Annotated in this window: 17 protein-coding genes; 12 read left to right on the top strand and 5 right to left on the bottom strand. The window is 67.6% G+C overall.

What is annotated here, in order from left to right; translation table 11 throughout:
* Position 1: 1 nt before the first annotated feature.
* The 5 genes from tagF to ACSQ8Y_RS12530 are packed head-to-tail and all read right to left on the bottom strand — an operon-like array spanning position 2 to position 7714.
* Entirely contained in the window at positions 2 to 988 is a 987-nt protein-coding gene (gene tagF, locus ACSQ8Y_RS12550) for a type VI secretion system-associated protein TagF (RefSeq protein WP_436266804.1), read from the bottom strand.
* Positions 985 to 5052, bottom strand: a complete 4068-nt coding sequence (tssM, locus tag ACSQ8Y_RS12545; RefSeq protein WP_436266803.1) for a type VI secretion system membrane subunit TssM — start codon at positions 5050 to 5052, stop codon at positions 985 to 987. The genes tagF and tssM overlap by 4 nt, the downstream gene beginning before the upstream one ends.
* A complete protein-coding gene (locus tag ACSQ8Y_RS12540) occupies positions 5049 to 6605 on the bottom strand; it encodes a hypothetical protein (protein WP_436266802.1) in 1557 nt (518 codons plus the stop codon). Before ACSQ8Y_RS12540 ends, tssM begins: the two co-directional genes overlap by 4 nt.
* Positions 6606 to 6616: 11 nt before the next feature.
* Positions 6617 to 6880: a PAAR domain-containing protein gene (locus ACSQ8Y_RS12535; protein ID WP_436266801.1), complete on the bottom strand. Its 264-nt coding sequence runs from the start codon at positions 6878 to 6880 to the stop codon at positions 6617 to 6619.
* 15 nt (positions 6881 to 6895) lie between these two features.
* Positions 6896 to 7714 carry a M15 family metallopeptidase gene (locus tag ACSQ8Y_RS12530; protein ID WP_436266800.1) on the bottom strand — a complete coding sequence of 273 codons (819 nt, stop codon included), beginning with the start codon at positions 7712 to 7714 and terminating at the stop codon, positions 6896 to 6898.
* Positions 7715 to 7909: 195 nt separating this feature from the next.
* Between ACSQ8Y_RS12530 and ACSQ8Y_RS12525 the strand changes: the two genes are divergently transcribed.
* The 12 genes from ACSQ8Y_RS12525 to ACSQ8Y_RS12470 all read left to right on the top strand — a co-directional run bounded on the left by ACSQ8Y_RS12525 (position 7910) and on the right by ACSQ8Y_RS12470 (position 19894).
* Positions 7910 to 8950 carry a hypothetical protein gene (locus tag ACSQ8Y_RS12525; protein WP_436266799.1) on the top strand — a complete coding sequence of 347 codons (1041 nt, stop codon included), beginning with the start codon at positions 7910 to 7912 and terminating at the stop codon, positions 8948 to 8950.
* Between the two features lie 235 nt (positions 8951 to 9185).
* Entirely contained in the window at positions 9186 to 9656 is a 471-nt protein-coding gene (locus ACSQ8Y_RS12520; RefSeq protein ID WP_436266798.1) for a phosphate ABC transporter substrate-binding protein, read from the top strand.
* A complete protein-coding gene (locus ACSQ8Y_RS12515; protein WP_436266797.1) occupies positions 9656 to 12295 on the top strand; it encodes a bifunctional diguanylate cyclase/phosphodiesterase in 2640 nt (879 codons plus the stop codon). Before ACSQ8Y_RS12520 ends, ACSQ8Y_RS12515 begins: the two co-directional genes overlap by 1 nt.
* A gap of 63 nt (positions 12296 to 12358) precedes the next feature.
* Positions 12359 to 12991: an FABP family protein gene (locus ACSQ8Y_RS12510; RefSeq protein ID WP_436266796.1), complete on the top strand. Its 633-nt coding sequence runs from the start codon at positions 12359 to 12361 to the stop codon at positions 12989 to 12991.
* Positions 12992 to 13610: 619 nt separating this feature from the next.
* Entirely contained in the window at positions 13611 to 13835 is a 225-nt protein-coding gene (locus ACSQ8Y_RS12505) for a hypothetical protein (protein ID WP_436266795.1), read from the top strand.
* 51 nt (positions 13836 to 13886) lie between these two features.
* Positions 13887 to 14495 carry a TetR/AcrR family transcriptional regulator gene (locus ACSQ8Y_RS12500; protein ID WP_436266794.1) on the top strand — a complete coding sequence of 203 codons (609 nt, stop codon included), beginning with the start codon at positions 13887 to 13889 and terminating at the stop codon, positions 14493 to 14495.
* A 63-nt stretch (positions 14496 to 14558) separates the two neighbouring features.
* A complete protein-coding gene (locus ACSQ8Y_RS12495) occupies positions 14559 to 15365 on the top strand; it encodes an oxidoreductase (protein ID WP_436266793.1) in 807 nt (268 codons plus the stop codon).
* A 52-nt stretch (positions 15366 to 15417) separates the two neighbouring features.
* The gene (locus ACSQ8Y_RS12490) at positions 15418 to 16494 is read left to right on the top strand and encodes an alkene reductase (protein WP_436266792.1); all 1077 of its coding nucleotides are present in this window, start codon (positions 15418 to 15420) and stop codon (positions 16492 to 16494) included.
* 43 nt (positions 16495 to 16537) lie between these two features.
* Positions 16538 to 17545, top strand: a complete 1008-nt coding sequence (locus ACSQ8Y_RS12485; RefSeq protein ID WP_436266791.1) for an NADP-dependent oxidoreductase — start codon at positions 16538 to 16540, stop codon at positions 17543 to 17545.
* 38 nt (positions 17546 to 17583) lie between these two features.
* Positions 17584 to 18042 carry a DUF2147 domain-containing protein gene (locus ACSQ8Y_RS12480; RefSeq protein WP_436266790.1) on the top strand — a complete coding sequence of 153 codons (459 nt, stop codon included), beginning with the start codon at positions 17584 to 17586 and terminating at the stop codon, positions 18040 to 18042.
* A 70-nt stretch (positions 18043 to 18112) separates the two neighbouring features.
* Entirely contained in the window at positions 18113 to 18820 is a 708-nt protein-coding gene (locus ACSQ8Y_RS12475; protein ID WP_436266789.1) for a TetR/AcrR family transcriptional regulator, read from the top strand.
* 99 nt (positions 18821 to 18919) lie between these two features.
* On the top strand, positions 18920 to 19894 hold the full coding sequence (locus ACSQ8Y_RS12470) for an enoyl-CoA hydratase/isomerase family protein (protein WP_436266788.1): 975 nt from the start codon (positions 18920 to 18922) through the stop codon (positions 19892 to 19894).

The raw sequence follows: 19894 nt of genomic DNA, 5'->3' as shown, positions 1-19894 counted from the left end.
TTCAGCTTCCGATAAATGCCGCGTGCAGCGATTCGAGCGCGGATTTGAGTGACAAATTGGGTTGCGACAGATAGGTCGACGCCTTCTTGCTGGCGTAGTCGTCGTCCACCTGCTCTTCGACCCAGTCCAGCTGGTCGAAGGCGATGTGGTGTTCCAGGCCGACTTGCGGGTCCATGATGGCCTGCAGCGTATGCGCCGAGGCGCCGCTGAAGCCCAGCACCAGCACGGGACGCTGCTCCACGCGCGTGAGGAAGAGCGCCAGTTCGAAGTCGGCGCGCGCGAGGAAGGGCGTGATCAGGTGCATCCAGTAGGCGGCCACCAGGTTGCGGTACATGGGGTCGTTCGGCAGCGGCAGAAGCAGGCTTTTTTCAAGCCGGCTGGAGCTGCTGGCCAGTACCGGCTGCAGCAGCATGCCCAGCGCGAGCAGCACTTGCCGCACCGAGCCTGCAAAGCCGGCCTGGGTCAGCATGCCGTCCAGCGCCGAGATGGTTTGCAGCTCCATGAAGTCGTTGAAGGCGGCGTCGTAGGCGGCGGGACGCAGGTCCAGGTCCACCATGTGGGCGGCGGCGGCCTGCAGCGCGGACGTCGGCTCGGACGCCTGCAGCACGCCCGCGGTCAGGCTTTCCAGGCGTGTCCACAATCGGCTCAGCACCAGTGGTGAGTTCGGCACGAAGCCCGCGGGCTCGGACGATTCCATGCTGCTCATCATGAGGAAGGGGAAGCGGCGCGCGGACTGGTCGCTGCTGGCCACGATGTGGCCGCCGATGGCATGGCGGCGGCGAGGGCCGACGAAGGCGAAGTGCAGCGGGGCCAGCGCGTCGTAGCTGAGTTTCCAGCGCGCGTCGGCGCTGAGCAGGTCCATCGCCTTGGCCAGCCAGTCGTCCAGCACTTTGATGAGCGCGGGATTGTCGCTGCCTTTGACGAAGTCGCCGCGGCTGGGGATCTTGCCGAAGTAGCCGATGGCGGTCGGGGTGACGTTGCGGCTCATTGCTGCACCTCCAATACGGGGGCGGGAGCGGCCGCCATGGTGGAGGCGGGCGGCGCTGTGGGCGCGCGCGGGCGTAGCGGCGGGGCCGAAGGCGCGGCGGGCGAGACGCCCGGCGCAGGCGTTGAGCCTGGCGCCGGCGCGGCCGGAGCCGGTGCGCCTGCCGGCGAGGTAGCCCCGCCCGGCATCGTGCCCGGGACGCCGGCCGGGCCGACTGCGGGCGCGCCGGGCGCCGGAGCGGCCGCCGCAGCGCCGCCCGCGCCTGCCACGGCAGGCGCGGCTCCCGCAGGCGGGATCTGGGCCATGGTCGGCACGACCACCGCGTCCGGCAGGCGCAGGCGCTTGAAGCCGGACGCCTGCTGCGGCACCGGAACCGGTGCGGGCGCCGGCGCGGGTGTTGCGTTGATTTTCAGGTTGGCGGTGACGTTGACGCCGCCGCTGTTCCAGGTCAGCTCGAACACGCCGCCCTCCTTCTTCTTGCGGGCGGATGCGTCTATCATCTTCTTCAGGCCGAAGTGGCCGGTTTCGTTGAGCAGGACTACCGGGCGGCCTTCCGGCGTGATGGCGGTGATGCGCGCGCCGGGCACGCCCTGCGGGTTGGGCCAGACCATGTGCACCCAAGGCTGCGGCTGGCCGCGCCAGCGCAGCGCCTGGCCGTCGATCTCGATGGTGAACTCGGTGGCGCCCTGGGAGCCCAGCGCCTGCAGGTCGAAGCGGGTCTGCGCCTCGCCCGGGGTGGCGGCCACCGCGTTGGCGACGCCGCCCGCGCTCAGCGGCGCTATCCAGGCGGGGAAGCTGGCGGCCACGGTGGGCGCCAGGTTGATGCCCATATTGGCCCAGGTCTTGGCGCTCAGCGTGTCGCCGCGGCGCACCACCAGCGGGCCGACGGCGGTGTTGAAGAACTTGGCGATGGCGCCGTCCGGGCCGAAGATCTCGGCGATTTCAGCGTTGCTCGCTTCGGCGCGCGATTCGGTGGCGAAGGGGTACTTCAACGCCAGGTTCTGGCGGAACGGCGTGATCACCTGCGCGGTCCAGACCTTGTTGATCTCTTCTTCGGTCGGACGCACGATGACGGCGAAGGTCTGCATCAGCGGACGCACGAGGATGGGGCGCAGCGCCTGTTTCTGTGCGTCGCTCATGCCGGTCAGCATCTGCTCGTCCACGTAGCGCAGCGCGTCGGCCAGTTCGGAGCCGCTGCCGTCCAGCGTCTGCTGCATCAGCTGCTTGGCGCCCGGGCCGGGGTCGCCCTGGTTCTTGATCTGGTTGAAGCGGCCGCGCAGCTTGGCCAGCTGGTCCAGGTAGCCGCGCATCAGCGAGGCGTCCTTGTCCTTGGCCACCACCAGTCGCGCGACGCCGGCGAATTCGCGGCCGACCGGGCCCAGCGGCAGGGCGGCGTTCTGCACGCCGGGCGCAGCCAGGTTCACATTGAGTTGCGACGGCGTCTGGCGCAGGATGGTTTCGCGGAACCAGCCGGACACGCCGCGCTGCGCGCGCTGCATGCCGGCGTCCAGCAGCGAAGGATTGTCCCAGGAGGTTTGCTGGTAGACCGTGGAGATCAGCTTGTTCAGCGGCGACACTTGCGGGTCGCCCAGGCGGTTCATCGACGCGGCAGCGGTCTCGAAGCCGTCCAGGTCGCGCACGGTCACGCCCTGCACGAACTTCTGCCACTCCTTGGCGTAGTCGTTCTTGTACAGGTCCACCAGCGACTTCTGGATCTGTTCCGGGCTGCCTTCCAGCGTCAGGTCGTCCTTGGAGGCGGTCTTGAGCACCCAGTCCGCGCTTTGCAGTTCGCGGTTGGCCGCTTCCCGGAAGGCGTCCTGCACGAAACCTTCCCAGGCTTCGCGGGTGAAGCTGCCGGGGATGGCGTAGCTGCCCAGCAGCAGTTCCTTGTCCTGGTCGCCGACGATGCGGGCCACCGTCATCGACGGATAGCGGGTGGCGGCGCGCGCCTTCACGTCGGCGTACACGCGTTCCCGGGCCGGCATGCCGCGCACCACGCGGCGCAGCTTGTCGCGGTTCTGGTCGACCAGGGCCAGCTTGTTGTCGATGGTCGGCCACGAGGTGTCGTTCACTTGCGCCAGGTAGAAGGAGATCATGCGTTCGGCGCTGCGTATCATCTGCTCGCGCGGCATGGCGCCGCGGTTCGAGTCCAGCCACACGCGCCAGAACCGGGTCAGCTGGTCGCTCAGGTGGCCGGCTTCGGCGCGCGATTTATCGCCCAGCATCAAATAGGTTTTCAGCGCGTTGTAGGCGTCTTCGGCGTTGGCTGGCGAGGCGTCCTTGAATTGCTGGGCGCCGTACGCCACGGTGGCGGCAGCGGCGTCGCCCGTGGCGGGGGCCGGGCGCACCGCCGGCTGCATCGCTTCGGTGCTGGCGTTGACTTCGGCCAGGAAGGCTTCCAGCGACTGGCCCACGGGCCGCAACATCACCTCGCGCACGCCGCTGAAGTATTCCTCGCGCAGCTTGCGGTCCAGCGTCTGGCCCTGGTAGAGGCCCATGCTGAGCGACAGCGGGCGGCTGTCCCTGTAGCGGTCCAGCTGCTCGATGCGGTCCTGCAGCACTTCCAGGGCCTGGAAGCGCGATTGGAGGTCGAAGCGCTTGTCCTGCAGGCGTACCGCTTGCTGCAAGTCCGCTTCCACGTTGGCCACCAGCTGGCGGTTGTTCATATAGGACCAGCTCCAGCCGGCCAGCGCCACGCCGACGAAGGCGGTGGCGGCGAAGAAGGCCGCGTAGCGCAAGCGGGTCTGCGCCGGGCTGGCGTATTGCGCCACCAGGTTCTTGTCCGCGAAGATGACCTGGCGGAACAGGTTGAGCAGGAAGTAGCCTTTTTGCTGATGGGCGTCGTCGTGGTGCTGCGGCTGCAGTTTGATGTCGAAACGCTGCGCCACGCGCTGCGACGAGGCGGAGACCGCTTCGCCTTCCTGCAGCGCGCTGGTGAAGTAGAAGCCGCGGAACACGGGCTTGAACTGGAAGGGGTTTTCTTCGAACAGCGTGGCGATGAAGGTGCGCAGCGGCCCTTTGATGGAGGCGAATTCTAGCGGGAAGGTGAACACGCCGGGCGGCATGCGTTCTCGCCACTGCAGCGCCATGCTGGCGCGGCTCATGTCCTTCAGGCCGTCGTGCAGCTCGTCGAAGCGGGCGTCGAACTGGTCCAGCACTTGCGCGCTGCTGGTGTGCTGGCTGTAGGGCAGGGTGGCGCCCCAGGCGCGGTCGCGTTCACCGAGTTCGCTGTCCTGGAAGAATTCGTTGAAGCCGTTGATCAGGTCGGCCTTGGTGAACACGATGTAGACCGGCGCGTGGACGGCCAGGCGCTCGGTCACTTCCTGCACGCGCTGGCGCAGGTTCTTGGCCAGGTTGATGGCGAATTCGGGCCGGTTGCCGGCCAGTTCGGCCACGCTGACGGCGATGATGACGCCGTTGATCGGCGCCTTCTTGCGGTATTTCTTCAGCAGGTCGAGAAAGCCGAACCACTCGGCGCGGTCCTCGTCGGCCACCGAATAACGGCCTGCGGTGTCGAGCAGGATGCCGTCGGTGGTGAAGAACCAGTCGCAGTTGCGGGTGCCGCCCACGCCTTGGACGATTTTACTGTCGGCGAAGGGGAACTGCAGGCCGGAACTGGCGATGGCCGTGCTCTTGCCCGCCGCCGGATTGCCGATGACCATATACCACGGCAGCTCGTACAGCGCGGCGTTGCCGGAGAACTGGCCCAGCTTGGACTGCTTGATGGTGGCGATGGCGTCCAGCATGCGCTTGCGCAGCGCGTCGGTCTCCTGGCGCTGCAGCGCGTCCGCCTTGGGCGCGGCCTGGTTGACCTGCTGTTCCAGCATGTCGCCCAGCTGGTTCGACTTGCGCTGGTGGCGCTGGCGGCGCCACAGCCACAGCGCCAGGCCGATGGCCAGCGCCACCGCGTAGATGGTCCAGGCCGCGCTGTAGGGCAGTTGCAGCAGCGCCGCGCCTATCAGCAGGAAGGCGGCCAGCGCGGTCCAGCCGAGCAGCAGCAGGGCTGTGCGCGAGGTGAGGAATTGGCGGAGTGGTTGGGTCGTCATATTGGTCTTGGTTGAGGTCATGCAGGCGTTCCGGGCCGGATCAGGGCCGCGCAGCGCAGGTAAGGGTCTTCGTTGGCGATGCAGAGCACCGGTTCGTCGCGTGCTTGCGATTCGTGGCGGGCCAGCGCCAGGGCGGCCAGGAAGCCGACGCAGCCGGCCTGCCCGGTGGCGTTGCCCAGCGCGAGGATGTCTTTGGCGGCGTCGAGCTGCGGCTGCACGGCGCCGGCGGCGGCCATCAGTTCCATCACGCGCGCGCTGCCGTGGCCGGTGTCGGCGATGAGCAGCGGCACCGCGGGTGCCGCAAGCACTGCCGCGGCGGCATCGGCAGGCGGCTGCGGCGCAGGCGCGGCGCCGGGCTGGGGCTGGGACGATTGCGGCGCTTGCAGCGGCCGCAACGCTTGCCGCGCCAGTTGCGTGAGCACCGCGCATTCGCCGCTGCGGGCCTGGCCGATGTGGTCCGAACGTGCGCCTGCGGCGACGGCGGCCAGGAGGGGATAGCTGTCCGCATCGGCGGCTTCGCCATAGGCCGCTTGCGCGCCCTGGGCCAGCAGGACGGCTTGCGCGGCGTCCGCCAGCAGCAGGCCTGCGGCCCCTTCGCCGGGAATGGCGCCTTGCGGGCGGGCGGCCGAAAACAGCTTGTCTGCGCTGGACCAGGCGTTCATCGTCTGCTCGCCGATGTGGGAGCCGCATGCCAGCAGCACCGCCACGCACGGTTCGCTGCTGCTCTGCAGCGCTGCGAGCACGGGGCCAGGGTGGTGGTCGGTGCGCGCGTTGAGTGCGATGCGTTCCAGCGGCCAGCCCGCTTGCACCAGCTGCTGCCGCAGCCAGCGTGCGGCGGTGTCGCGCGACGGCGCATTCCATTCCTGCGGCAGCATGGCCACGAGTTGCAGCATGGGCACGGCGTTCAGCGCTTGCGCGGCCTGGCGCGCATTGGCGCCGGCAAGGCTCATGTCGCTAGCGCTTGCCAGATCGGCCAAGCGCTGGTGCGAGCCGGCCCACGAGGCCAGGTCGCGCATCACCGGCGCGGCCAGCGCGAGGGCACGCCAGAACTCGGGCCTGGCGTGCAGCGCTGCTTGTCCGCTATCGGCCAGCCAGGCGTTGATTTCCTGTTCCATCGCCTGCTCGTCGACGCCTTCGGCGCGCGCGGTCATGACCGGGAAGCCGTCGTCGTCGGACAATTCCTTGTCCAGATCCGGACGGGCCTTGTTGGATGCCATGGCCTCGGCCAGCGCGTCAGCCGAGTCACCGTGCGGGACGCGCAACGACGCGGCGGCGATGCGCAATTGCGCCGCAGCCTGGGCCTGCGCGGCGGCTGCCGCTGCCATTGCCGATGCCGCTGCGTCGCCGGCGCCGGACGCCTGCGCCGCTGGCGCCGGCGAAGCGGCTTGGCGCCCGCTCCACGCGGCCGCTGTCTTGCGCGCCAGCCAGTAGCCGAGCAGCAGCGCAAGCGGGAGGGCGATGAGGTAGGCGGCCAGCTCGCCGGTGGCGGGCATGCGGTTGGTGTCGCGCCAGTACCAGACGGCGCCGGACCAGCTGCCGCCGAACGCCAGCGACGACAGCAGGACGCCTTTCATCCAAGCCTGCATTACACCTGGTCCTTGGAGTTTTGCTGGCTGGCGATCAGCGTGGCGCCGCAGCTGGTTTTATCGCCGTGGCGCGCGGCCGGCTTGCCGTCGATGAGCATGGTGGCGTCGCCGGTGGCGATGGTCACCGAGCCGTGCTTGCTGCAGCTTGCCTTGTCGCCGACGCGTGCGATGCCGACGCCGCCGCTGTCGCTGTGCGGGGACGCTTCGACCACGGAACCGCCGTGCGAAAGCTTGTCGCCTAATAAGATGAATGGCCCGGCCATATTCTGTTCTCCTGTCTATCGTTTCATTACGCCGGGCACACGCAGTTCCGTGTGCCCGAAGTCGCGCATCTTCCAGCGGCCGCCCCAGGTCATGCCCAGCGATTCGGCCACTTCGCCATACAGCTGGTAGCCGCGCATGGCCCAGGGGTCCTGCTCGCTGATCACCAGCTTGCCGTCGCGGACGAAGGCGCTATCCGCAGCCAGGCCGTACTGGTGCCAGCTCTGGAAGGCGGCGGCGCTGGTGACGCTCGTTCCCAGCGCGGCCAGCCTGTTCTGGCGTTCCGGGCTGCGGTAGCCTTCCAGTATCGCCATGTCGTATCCATGCTGCTCCTTCATGATGCGGAACGCCAGCAGCAGGCGTTGCGCGTAGGCCTGGTCCAGCAAGGCCCAGTCGCGGCTGGCGGTGGCGATCATCGGGCGGGCCAGTTCCACTTCGGCGGTGGTGAACGCCAGCGGCGGCAACGCGGGCGGCGGCACCAGCTGCTCGCCCTCCAGCAAACCCGCCACCTGGGGGTTGATTTCCCGTGTCGATGCCTCGAAGCCCTTCAGCGCCGGGCGGCTGCCGGCCAGCAGCGCCACCATGGGCGGCACGCAGACCAGCGCCAGGCCGGCCGCGCACAGCGCGTAGTGGCGGCGCAGGTAGGCGGCCATGCCCGCCAACTGCGCGCGGCCGGAGCGGTGCAGCTCCGCCGCGCCCTGTTCCTGGCGCCGCGCCACCTCCGCCACACGGCGGCGCCACCGTATCCCGGCCCGCTCAAGCGTACTTATCAGCAAGTCGCGCCCGGCGGGGAAGAGCACGAGCCAGCTCAACAGGCATGCCAGCAGGAAATACATTGCTACCGCCAATACAAACACGCCGCACCTCGCCGCCTGGGCAAAAAATTATCCTAAAAGCATTGCCGTGAGTATATATTTAGTTTCTGACAATGCCGCGCACGATTGAAATAAGGCGCGTTCTGTTGCCGTTCTACTATGCGTCACGATTTTCTTGTTTCGGGTAAAGTCGCGAAAATTACTAAGGAGTCAACCTTGCAACACGACGAGCCGCGCAGGCCGGGAGCAGCCCGGCCCAGCCTTTTGTCATCCGCGCCGCAAGCGGAAACGACCAGCAAAAGCATCCTGAACGACCTGGACGGGGCCATGAAGAAGCCGGCCCCGGCTGGCGCATCGCGTGCGCAGGGTGCGCCTGGCGCGCCGGCTGCGCAGCGCGGCAGCAAAGGGCTGCTGTGGGGCGGGGCGCTGCTGGGACTGGCACTGCTGGGTAGCGCGGCAGTCTGGATGCTCGATGTGCAGCAGGAGGAACTGAATCTGGCGCTGGCCAACACGGCGGCTCAGCCGCCGGCAGCGCCGGCCGTGCACGCAGCGCCAAATACGCAGGGCGCGCCGGATAACGCCGGCGCTGCCGTGGCGGCTGACGCGGCAGCGGCGCCGGCGGCAGTGGCAGCGGCGGCAACCCTGGCAGCCGCTCCGGCTGCCGCAGCTGCGGCGGGCGGGACGGCGCCGGGCAACAGTGCCGACATCGCCGCCGCGCTGGCAGCCCCGGCCAAGGCAAGCACGGCAGCCACCATAGAAGATGGGACGCCGGCGCAGCGCGAGCAGTCGCTGCGCGAGATGTTGAACGCGCCGCTCGCCGGTGCGCCCGCGGCCAAGTTGGCCGCCGCGCCCGACGCGCCTGCCGTCAAGGCGCAGGCCGGGAGCGCGCCGGCGCAGGGCAGGAACATGCCGACGCATGCGACGGCGCACGCCGAAGCGAAGGCCAAGCCGTCCGCGCCCAAGCTGGCCAAGGCCACGGCCCCGGCCAAGCCCAAAGACAAGCCGAAAGACAGGCCCGCCGTGCAGGCCCAGCCAGCTCCGGACAGCGACGTCGCGTTGCTGGCAGCGCTGGTCGCGCACACCCATGCCACGCGTGCGCCCAAACAGCCGGAACCACTGTCGTCCCGGCTCAAGCAGTGCCGCCAGCTCGGTTCGAAAGGCGCCGAACAATGCCGCACCCGCGCCTGCTCGGGCGCGAAAGATGACCCGCTGTGCAAGCCCGCGGTGACGCTGGCGAAGGAAAACGCGGCGCCGTAAGTTCGCCCACGGCACCGTTGTGCTGACTCCCCATGGTCCCAAGCTCCCCGGGACCGATGCGCTTTCGATCAGCTTATTATTTGCATAATGCAAATAGTAGTTCTATCAAGAAAGTGATCGACAGTTACTAGCATCTGCGATACAGTGCCCGATCCGCTGGATCTCCCCGGCAGGCCTGCGCGCCTGCCCATCACTTGCTTACTTTTGCTTAGCCTCCGCCAGGATATACCCCGCAATGCTGAATCGCTTACACGCCCGTCGTCATGCCGCCAGCCTGCTGTGCTGCCTGCTGTGCGCCTGCGCGTTGCCGGCGCAGGCGCAGGCGCAGGCGCAATCGCGGGGCAAGGAACTGGTGGTCATCGTATCGGCCAGGAGCCCGGTCACTACCCTGCTGCAACAGCAGGTGGCCGACATCTTCCTGGCCCAGGCGGCGCGCTTTCCCGGCGGCGGCGACGCGGTGCCGGTGGACCAGCGGCTCGGCTCGACCGCGCGCGACGAGTTTTACAGCAAGGTGGCGGGGCGCTCGCCGGCATGGATGACCGCACATTGGACCAAGATGATCTTCACCGGGCGTGGGCGGCCGCCGCGCGAAGCGGCGGGCAACGCCGCCGTGCGCCGCCTGGTGGCAGCCAATCCGGCGCTGATCGGCTACATAGAACGCTCCGCCCTTAACGCCAGCGTACGCGCCGTGCTGGTGGTGAAGTGATGGCCGACGCGCACAAGCAGCGCGCGCGCTGGCTGCGGCTCGGGCTGGAGACTTACGTCACGCTGCCGCTGTTCATGCTGTTCCTGCTTGGCGCGATCTGGGCTTTCACCTTCCACTTCATCGACATCGAACGCGACGCCGCGTCCAAGGGCGCTTCCGACTCGGTGCGTGAACTGGTCGACACATATGAGGCGCAGGTGGCACGCAACCTGGACGGCATCGACCAGAGCCTGAAGGTGATCGCCTACGCGGCCGAGCGCAAAGGCGCGGCCGGTGCGCTGGCGGAATTGAACCAGCGCGGCCTGCTGCCTAACAGCCTTGTGTTCTCGGTCAGCATCGCCGATGCGCAGGGCCGCGTGGTGGCGCGCAATCCCGTTGCGCGGCCCGTGTCCGTGGCCGGCCAGCCATATTTCAAATACCACCAGGAGACGCCGGGCGAGGCCGCCGTCGTAGGCGAGACTCTGAAAGACGAGGCCAGCGGCGACCCCCGGCTGCACTTCACGCGCCGCATCGACGAGGACGGGCGGTTCGCCGGCATCGTCGTCATCGAAGTCGATCCCGCCTACTTCACCAGCGGCTACGAACGCCGCCGCCTGGGCGAGCAAGGCGTGCTGGCCCTGGTCGGCAACGATGGCGCGGTGCGCGCCCTGCGTGTCGGCGACAAGGTGAGTTGGGGGCAGCAGCTGGACCTGCGCGCGGAAGTGGGCGCGCAATTGCCGAACTCCTGGGACGGCGTGACGCGCTATACGATGGCGCGTCCGCTGCACGGCTTCGCGCTGACGGCGCTGGCCGGCATGTCCGAACGCGAGCAGATGGCCGTGTTCGAACAGCGCCGCACCACCAGCTTGTGGGAAGCGGCCGTGGCCAGCGCGGTGCTGGTGCTGCTGGCGGCGCTGGTCTGGGTGTGGTCGTGGCAGGGCGCGCGGGCGCGGCGCGGCATCCGCCACGCGCAGGAAACCTATGCAGCCGCGTCCGAGGCCAGCATGGACGCCTTCTTCGTACTGCGCGCGGTGCGCGACCGGCGCGGCATGGTCACCGATTTTGTCATCGCCGACGCCAACGGCCGCGCCGAGAAGCTGTCCGGCCTGAAGCGCGAACAATTGCAGGCCATGACGGTGTGCGCCTGGCTGCCGCAGATCCGCCTGGGCGGCACCTTCGAAACGCTGGCCCATATCGCCGCCGTCGGCGGCGTGTACGACGAGGAGCTGCGCAACGCCATGCCGCAACTGCGCGCGTCCTGGCTGCACTGGCAGGTGGTGGGCGTGGACGGCGGCGTGGTCGCCATCGTGCGCGACATCAGCGAGCGCAAACTGGCCGAGGAGCGCATCGTGCACATGGCGCACCACGACAGCCTGACCGGCCTGCCGAACCGCAGCCTGATCGCCGACCGCCTGCAGCAAGCCATCCTGCACGGCGAGCGCAACGACCGCGAAGTGGCGGTGGCCTTCATCGATCTCGACAGCTTCAAGATGGTCAACGACGGCCTGGGGCACACGGCGGGCGACGAACTGCTGACCGAGGTGGCGGCGCGCATGGTCGGCTGCGTGCGGCGGGCTGACACGGTGGGCCGTTTCGGCGGCGATGAATTCGTGCTGGTGCTGCCGGAACAGCGCGACAGCGAAGGCGCGCTGATGGTATTGCTGGAGAAAATCCGCGAGGCGGTGATCCGCCCGGTGGTGGTGGGCGGCCAGCCGGTGCAGGTGAGCTGCAGCATCGGCGTGGCGATGTATCCGCGCGACGGCTCGGACGCCGACACCCTGCTGATGAACGCCGACGCCGCGATGTACCGCGCCAAGGACACCGGCAAGAACAATGTGCAGTTCTATACGATGGAAATGAACGCCAGCCTGGAGGAAAAGCTGGAGCTGATGGACGGCTTGCGCGTGGCGCTGGCCGAGGAGCAGTTCCGGGTGCAGTACCAGCCCAAGGTCAACCTGGACACCGGCCTGGTGTTCGGCGTGGAGGCGTTGCTGCGCTGGCAGCATCCCCAGCGCGGCATGATGGCGCCGGACCAGTTCATCCCGCTGGCCGAGGAGAGCGGCGCCATCGTCGCGATCGGCGAATGGGTGCTGCTGACGGCGTGCCGCCAGGCCAAGGCCTGGCAGGCGGCGGGCCTGCCGCCGATCACGATCTCGGTCAACGTCTCGGCGCGCCAGTTCGACGACGCGCGCCTGGTGGCGCGGGTGCAGCGCGCGCTCGAGCTGAGCGGCCTGGCGCCGCAGTGGCTGGAGCTGGAGGTGACCGAAAGCCTGATCATGCGCGACCTGCAGCAGGCCATCGACAAGATGCGCGAGCTCAAGGCGATGGGCATTTCGCTGTCCATCGACGATTTCGGCACCGGCTATTCCAGCCTGGCGTCGCTGAAGACCTTCCCGATCAGCAGCCTGAAGATCGACAAATCCTTCGTGCGGGACCTGGACAGCAGCAGCGACGACCAGGCCATTGCGCGCGCCATCATCTCGCTGTCGCACCAGTTGCAGCTGCGCGTGATCGCCGAGGGCGTGGAGACCGTGCAGCAGCGCAGCTTCCTGCAGCAGAGCGGCTGCGACGACATGCAGGGCTATCTGTTCAGCCGCCCGGTGGCGCCGGACCTGATCCAGGGCATGCTGGAAGTGCAGGCCGAGGCGGCCGCCGCGTAGCGGCCCCGGTTCCCGGCGCCATGGGCTACAATTGCTGAATTGCATCCACCAATTTCAGCAGCCATGAGCGAATTTTCCGACGACATCTATACCGAACCGTCCAATGTGGACGTCAACACCCTGGCCAACCTGGGGCCCCTGAGCGCCATGGCGGGCATCTGGGAGGGCGAGCGCGGGCTGGACATCAAGCCGAAGAAGGACGGCCCGCGCAAGCAGGCCTATGTCGAGCGTATCGAACTGCAGCCAATCGACCCGGTGACCAACGGCCCGCAGCTGTTCTACGGCCTGCGCTACGTCATCCTGATCACCAAGCCGGACCAGGTCAAGACCTACCACGAGCAGGTCGGTTACTGGCTGTGGGAACCGGGCAGCAACACCGTGATCCAGACCCTGGCCATCCCGCGCGGCCAGATCGCCATGGCGTCGGGCACGGCGGCGCCGGACGCGAAGACTTTCGAACTGGTGGCTTACCGCGAGTCCGACACCTACGGCATCCGCTCGAATCCCTTCCTGGAGTTCGGCTTCAAGACGGTCGAATACCGCATCAAGGTGACCATCAACGACGACGGCACCTGGGGCTACGAGGAAGACACGGTGATGCTCATCCGCGGCAAGGAAGACGAACCGTTCCACCACATCGACCGCAACCTGCTGCACAAAGTGGCCGAGCCGACGCCGAATCCGCTGGCGCGCTAACCCCCCCCCCGCATTCGCGAGAGCGGCAGCGGGCTCCGGCGGCCCCGCCCGCCTCAGGCCCACACCGTGTCATCCTCACGCGCGGATCCATGGCCGGCCGGCGCCGCATCGGCCTCGCATACCTCGGCCCATACCGTGTCATCCTCGCGTATGCGGGGATCCATACTTCGCCACCTCTCAGTCTGTGTATGGATCCCCGCATTCGCGAGGATGACAGCGGGCGGCGGCGCTTAGCGCAGCGCTGGCGCGGCAGCCTGGGTCTGGCCTGCATTCGCGCAGTATCGACTAGCGCGTGGTCAAGGGTGACATAAAAAGTGCAGGAACGCAGGCCTCGGCAGCCCCGCCTGACCCCAGCAGTGCAGGCCCAGGCGGCCTCGCATACCTCGGCCCATACCGTGTCATCCTCGCGTATGCGGGGATCCATACTTCGCCACCTCTCAGTCTGTGTATGGATCCCCGCATTCGCGAGGATGACAGCGTGCGGCAGCGCTTAGCGCAGCGCCAGCGCCCAAGTACCCCATTGCTCTAGTGTCCCAGTGCCCCAGTGCCCCCAGTGCCCCAGTGCCCCCAGTGCCCCAGTGGCGCGCCGCATCGGGGCGGGGCGCGCTACATTGGCGCCATGGAGCGCTATCGAGACCTGAGCGGCACCTCCGGCGTGACCGCCTACACCATCAAGCCCGACGCCATCGACATCCGGTTCGTCGATGGCGCCGTCTATACCTACACCTACGCCAGCACCGGCCGCCAGCGCGTCGAGCGCATGAAGCGGCTCGCCCGTAGCGGCGCCGGCCTCAGCACCTACATCTCCCGCGAAGTGCGCGACGCCTATGCCATGAAGCGCTGAAGCCGTATCGATTGAAATGACCGTTTTGTGCGGACTTGGGGAAAATGGTATATGATGGGCGTCATGAAGTCGAAACCCACCAAGCAAGCGGCAGCCAGCCGCAAGGAAGCCACCCACGAACGTATCGTGGAGGTGGCGGCGCGCGCCATACGGCGCAGCGGCTACGGCGGCACCGGCGTGGCCGACATCATGAAGGAGGCCGGCCTCACGCACGGCGGATTCTATGCCCACTTCGAGTCGCGCGACGCCTTGCTGGCCGAGGCCGGCGACCGCGCCGGCGCCGAGGCGGTGGCCGTGGCGGCGCGCGTGGCCGCCGCTGCGCCGCCGGGGCAGGCCTTGCAGGCCATGATGCAGGCTTATCTGTCGCAGGAACACATCTCGGCCATCGAGACCGGCTGCCCGGTTTCCGCGCTGGGTTCCGAAATGCCGCGCCAGGCGCCGGAAGTGCGCCGTGCCGCGACCATACACATCAAGGAAATGATCGATCTGTTCGCCCGCCAGCTGCCCGACTGGGGCCAGCCTCAGGCGCACGAGCAGGCCATGGCGCTGGTCTGCGCGCTGATAGGCACCGCCATGGTGGCGCGCGCGGTGGACGATCCCAAGCTGTCCCAGGCCTTGTGCGCAGCTGCGCTGAAACAATTCTCCCCGGCTGCCGGCTGACACCGCCGACGGTTTTTTTTAAATGCAAATATGATGATCGTCATATTGAAAAGGAAAAATACCATGAATAACAAGATCGCACTGGTCACCGGCGCCTCGTCCGGCATCGGAGAAGCCACCGCGAAGCGGCTGGCGCAAGCCGGCTACAAGGTCTACGGCACCAGCCGGCGCGGCGCGCAATCGGGCCGGCGCGAATTCGAAATGCTGCCGCTGGACGTGACCAGCGAGGCCTCGGTCCAGGCCGCCGTCGCGGCCGTGATCAAGCAGGAAGGGCGCATCGATCTGCTGGTGAACAACGCCGGCTTCGGCGTCGCCCCGGCCGGCGCCGAGGAGAGCTCGCTTGAGCAGGCCCAGGCCATCTTCGACACCAACTTCTTCGGCGTGGTGCGCATGACGCGCGCCGTGCTGCCGCACATGCGGGCCCAGGGCGGCGGCCGCATCATCAACATCGGCTCGGTGCTCGGCTTCCTGCCGATGCCCTATGGCGCGCTGTACGCCGCCACCAAGCACGCGATCGAAGGCTATACGGAATCGCTGGACCACGAGCTGCGCAACTGGGGCATCCGCGCGGTGGTGGTCGAACCGGCTTACATCAAGACGCCTTTCGACGCCAATCTGCTGGAGCCGGACGCCAAGCTCGATGCCTACCGCGAGGTGCGCACCGCGGTGTTGCGCCGCGTGCAGGAAGTGATGCAGGGCGCGGAGGGGCCGGAGGTGGTGGCCGAGACGGTGCTGAAGGCGGCGCTGGCGGGCAAGCCTAAGCTGCGCTACACCGCGGGCGGCCTGGCGGCGCGCCTGCGGCTGCTGCGCACCTTCGCTCCGGCGGGCGTGATGGACGCCGGCCTGCGCAAGGATTTGCGGCTGGCGTAACAGGCCAGCTTTATAGACGACTTTGTAAACCGACACTCACCAAGGACCTAAAATGCTATTTGACACCTACACCCTGCGCGCCCTGACTCTCAGCAACCGTGCCGTGATGTCGCCGCTCACGCGCAGCCGTGCCGTCGAAAACAACACGCCCAACAGCCTGATGGCCACCTACTACGGACAGCGCGCCAGCGCCGGCCTCATTATCACGGAGGGGACGTCGCCGTCGCCGAACGGCCTGGGCTACGCGCGCATACCGGGCTTGTTCAACGAGGCCCATGTGCAGGGCTGGAAACAGGTGACCGATGCCGTCCACGCCAGGGGCGGCAAGATCGTCGTGCAGCTCATGCATACCGGCCGGGTAGGCCACGCGGCCAACCTGCCCGTCGGGGCCGAGGTGCTTGGACCGTCTTCCGAGACCTGCCCCGGCGAGATGTGGACCGACAGCCAGGGAAGCCAGCCCCATACGCCGCCGCGCGAAATGAACGGCGCCGACATCGAGGCGGCGGTCGCAGAGTATGCGAACGCCGCGCGCCTGGCCGTTGCCGCCGGCTTCGACGGCATCGAACTGCACGCGGCCAATGGCTATCTGCTTGAACAATTCCTGAACGCCAACGTCAATCGCCGGACCGATGGCTACGGCGGCACGCCGGAAGGGCGCAACCGGATCGTGCTCGAGGTGGCGCGCGCGACGGCCAAGGCGATCGGCGCCGAGCGGGTGGGCATCCGCCTGTCGCCGCATGGCGTGTTCAACTCCACCGGCGCCTTCCCGGAACTGGACGCGCAATACGTGGCGCTGGTGAGGGAACTCTCCGCGCTTGGCCTCATGTACGTTCACATCCTGGATCACTCGCCGCTCGGCGCCCCGCCTGTTCCGGCCCGGCTGAAAGCCGATTTGCGCGCCGCTTTCGACGGTCCCGTCATTGTTGCCGGCGGCTTCGACAAGGAAGGCGCCGAACAGGCGCTGGCCGAGGGCCGCGCCGACCTGGTGGCGATGGGCCGGCCTTTCCTTGCCAATCCCGATCTGGTCGAGCGCATGCGCCGGGACGCGCCCTTGAACGCGCCCGATCCCAGCACTTTCTACACGCCCGGCGCGCAGGGCTATACGGACTATCCGGCACTCGCGGCCTGAGCGCAGCAGGTGTTTCCACACGTACTGAACAATAAAGGCAATCATGAAAGCACTAGTCCTGAAAAGTTACGGCCGCGCCGGCCGGATCGAGTTGACCGACATCCCCCGGCCCCTGATCAAGGCGGATGAACTCCTGGTCCAGGTGCATGCCGCCGGCCTCAATCCAAGCGACAACATGATGCGCAACGGCGAGTTCAGGCCCATCATCAAGATGCGGCTGCCGGCCACGATGGGAAGCGATCTGGCCGGCGTGGTGGTGGAAGTGGGCAGCCGGGTGCGCCGCTTCAAGGTCGGCGATGCGGTATATGCCAGCACCTTCGATCTGGGTATGGGCTCGCTGGCCGAATTCGCCGCCGTGCCGGAGCACGCCGCCGCGCTGAAGCCGGCCAACCTGGACTTCGTGCAAGCCGCTTCGATTCCGATGGTGGGGCTCACGTCGTGGCAGGCGTTCCATGAACGCGCGCAGCTCAAGCCGGGGCAGAAGGTGTTTATCCAGGCAGGTTCTGGCGGCATCGGCACGTTCGCGATCCAGCTGGCCAAGCAGCTTGGCGCCAGGGTGGGGACCACCACCAGCACGGCCAACGTGGAGCTGGTGCGCAGCCTTGGCGCCGACGAGGTGGTCGATTACAAGAAGCAGGAATTCGAGGAAACGCTGCAGGGCTACGATGCCGTGCTGGGGACGATCAAGGGCGACGGGCTGGAAAAAGCCATGCGGATCGTGAATCCGAAAAGCATGGTCATGTCGCTTGTCGGTCCGCCGGATGCCGCCATGGCGCGCGCGCGCGGCATGAACTTTTTGATGAAGTTCGTGTTCGGTTTGCTGAGCCGCAAAATCATCGGCCTGGCGAACAAGCACGAGGCCAGATATTCCTTCCTGTTCGTGCGGCCGGACGGCGGGCAGCTGGCCAGGATCGGCGAGTTGCTCGAGACTGCGCGCATCCGTCCTGTTATCGACAAGGTCTTCCCGTTCGCACAAGCGAAGGAAGGGCTTGCCTATCTCGAACAGGGCAGGGCCAAAGGCAAGGTCGTCGTCCAGATCGTGCGCACGTGACCGGCGCGCTATTCACCACAACCAAGGAGATCATCGCAATGCATACTTTGAAACGTACATCCGCCGCCGGGCTGGCGCTGGCCGGCGCACTGCTGTCTTGCGCCGCCTGGGCCGACGACGCCTCGCCGGCCGGCCTTTGGAAAAATATCGACGACGCCAGCGGCAAGCCCAGGGCGCTGATCCGTATCGCCGAGACGAACGGCACGCTGCAGGGCCGGATAGAGAAGGTCTTCCCGGCAGCGAACGAAAGCCAGAATCCGAAGTGCGAAAAATGCGAGGGCGCGAACAAGGATGCGCCCATCATCGGCCTGGTCATCCTGAGCGGCCTGAAAAAGGACGGCGACGACTATGCCGGCGGCCAGATCCTGGACCCGGACAACGGCAAGACCTATGCCAGCAAAATCCGCCTCACCGACGGCGGCAGGAAGCTCAGCGTGCGCGGCTACATCGGCGTGCCGATGCTGGGCCGCACGCAGACGTGGGTGCGGCAGGAATAGAGGAGACTAGCGGGGAGAGCGGGGCCTGGCGTGCTATGATAACGCTGTTATAGCACTTTCCCCACGCCAGATGACCGACGACAGTTCCCTGCAGGATCCGCGCACCCGCCTCGTTGAAGCCAGCATCCGCTTGCTGGCCCTGCATGGGCCGTCCGAGGTGAAAGCGCGCTCGGTGGCGGCCGAAGCGAAGTTGTCCACCATGGGGGTGTACACCTATTTCGGCGGGGTTCCGGAGCTGCTGCAAGCGGTGGCGGACGAGGGCTTCAACCGGCAGGCGGTGGTGTTCGGCCGCTTGCCGCCGACGGACGATCCGATGGCCGACTTGTGCGCGATGGCGCTGGCTTGCCACGACTTCGCGCGGCGCAATCCGCATTTGTACGACCTGATGTTCGGCCTGTCGATCCACGGCCGCTACAGCCCGTCGCGCGGGGAGGCGCAACCGCTGCTGAGCGGGCAGTCGCCGTCTTTCCGCACGGCCTATGGTTTCCTGCTGCGTGGCTGCGCGCGGCTGGTGGATGCCAAGTGCGTGCGCAAGGCCGATCCCGATCTCATCGCCTTGCAGTTCTGGAGCGCGCTGCACGGCTTCATCATGCTCGATCTCGCCGGCCACTTCGCGCACACCGGCGACGCCGCCGCCGGCGTGCTGGTGCCGATGTGCGTGAACCTGGTGGTGGGCCTGGGCGCCAAACGCGACCAGGCCGAAGCCTCCGCCGCCTGCGCCCACGCCGTGTGGGCCGGCGCCCAGAACAACAAGAAGACCAAGCCCCGCAACAAATAATCGGCTGCCGTCCGGTTTTCGGCCGGCGCTGCCTTGAAATCGAAATATAACAGTGTTATGGTTAACGCATAACACTGTTATTAAATAAGGAGACGCATCATGAGGAACACGGAAACACGGCCCGGCGGGCTGGAGCTGGAGCGGCGCGGGGCGGTACTGCTGGTGCGCCTGGATGGCGGACCGCAGGGTGTGATGGGGCTGGCAATGGCCGACGGCCTGGCCGCGCTGGTCGACGAGCTGGAGGCCGACCGCTCGGTCAACGCGGTGGTGCTCACCGGGACGCACGCCGGGCGTTTCATCGGCCATGCCGATGTGCACTGGCTGCAGGTGGGCGGCACCACGATACCGGCCATGGCGCGCGGCATGACGTCGGCCGTGGCGCGCACCGCCGCCAGCGTCCGGCGCATGCCGCTGGTGGCGCCGATGGCGGCGTTCACACCGCTGGGCGGCGCCATGCAGCTCGACAAGCTGCACGATACCTTCCTGCGCATGAACCGCTGCGGCGTGATTTTCATCGCGGCCCTGAATGGCTCGGCGCTGGGACTGGGCAGCGAACTGGCGCAGGCCTGCGACGTGCGCCTGATGGCCGACGGCGATTTCTTCATCGGGCAGCCCGAAGTCCTGCTCGGCATTCCTCCCGGCGGCGGCGGCACGCAGCGGCTGACGCGCCTGGTCGGCGCCCACCGCGCGCTGATGATGATGCTCGAAGGGCGGCCCGCGTCGCCCGCCAAGGCGCTGGACATCGGCCTGGTCGACGAGGTGGTGGCGCCGGACCAGTTGATCGTCCGCGCGCTGGAGCTGGCCCACTACCTGGGCGCGCGCCCGCGCGACGCCATCCGCGCCATCAAACGCGCCGTCTATATCGGCGGTTCGATGCCGCTGGAGGAAGGGCTGCACGTGGAGCGCACCGAATTCATGTCGGCGCTGTCGGGCGAGAGCGCCCAGGCCCTGATGATCGAATACATGGAGCGCACCGGGCACGAGGGCGACTTGCCCTTGTACGACCCCGCCATCTACGACCAGACCCTGAAAAACGGGCATTTCCCCTTCACCGGCAAGCGCACGGTCGCTTGA

Source organism: Pseudoduganella sp. LjRoot289 (assembly GCF_964252925.1).
GTDB lineage: Bacteria > Pseudomonadota > Gammaproteobacteria > Burkholderiales > Burkholderiaceae_D > Rugamonas.
This window is presented reverse-complemented; position numbering and strand designations above follow the sequence as displayed.